This window comes from Levilactobacillus paucivorans (genome assembly GCF_001437125.1).
In the GTDB taxonomy this organism is placed as follows: domain Bacteria; phylum Bacillota; class Bacilli; order Lactobacillales; family Lactobacillaceae; genus Levilactobacillus; species Levilactobacillus paucivorans.
The window spans coordinates 1-719 of record NZ_JQCA01000120.1; the positions used below are offsets into that span (position 1 = coordinate 1).

Consider the following 719-nt stretch of genomic DNA (forward strand, 5'->3'; position numbering starts at 1 on the left):
CTTAACTCTTTGACCACTTTTTTCTCGTTAAACGAGAAGTGTTTACTTAGGCTATCCAAGTGGCCTCGATTAACTACTTTCTCCTGCATATTTTTATAGCCAGCTTTGGACTTACGATAGTTCTTAACTTGTTGATTAAATGCCTTTCTTTCATGCCGTTTGCTATTGATTCCCTCGTGTTGCATTGGTGTGTCAGCTATTCCCTGTTCCACAAATGATTTTTCACTGATCCGATCAGGAATGTTTTTTTGCTCTAAAGCCTGATTTACACTTGCCGCCCAATTGTGCCGCCATTCAGTTATTTTTTCTTTTTTATCCCAATCAACTAACCACACCTTTATTGATCTTGGGAAACGACTATTTCCTGTATAAGTCTTGTTCCCATTTTCGTCCAATATGTTTTCTCGTTTACTTTTCAATCCCCACGTTCCGTCTGGGTTAAATGGACGGTTAGTTAACATCACATGAGCGTGCGGATTATCTGGGTGATCTCTATGAATTGCCACATCGGCAACCATACCTTCATCAACAAAATTTTCTTGTACATATTTTGTCAATAATTCTTTCTGTTCATCTTCACTTAATTCAACGGGTAGATCCACGTTAAACTCTTTAGCGTACCGTGAGTTTGCTCGACGGTCTTTTCTTTCTACTTCGTTCCACAATTTCTCTCTATCACTCGCCCATTCTGGCGCATTCTTTGGTGTCAAAATAAAGCT

Annotated in this window: 1 protein-coding gene; it reads right to left on the bottom strand. The window is 39.2% G+C overall.

All coding sequences use genetic code 11. The features are described 5' to 3' along the window. The coding region (locus IV54_RS09105) for a MobA/MobL family protein (protein ID WP_162259326.1) at positions 1 to 719 on the bottom strand (719 nt) is incomplete at both ends.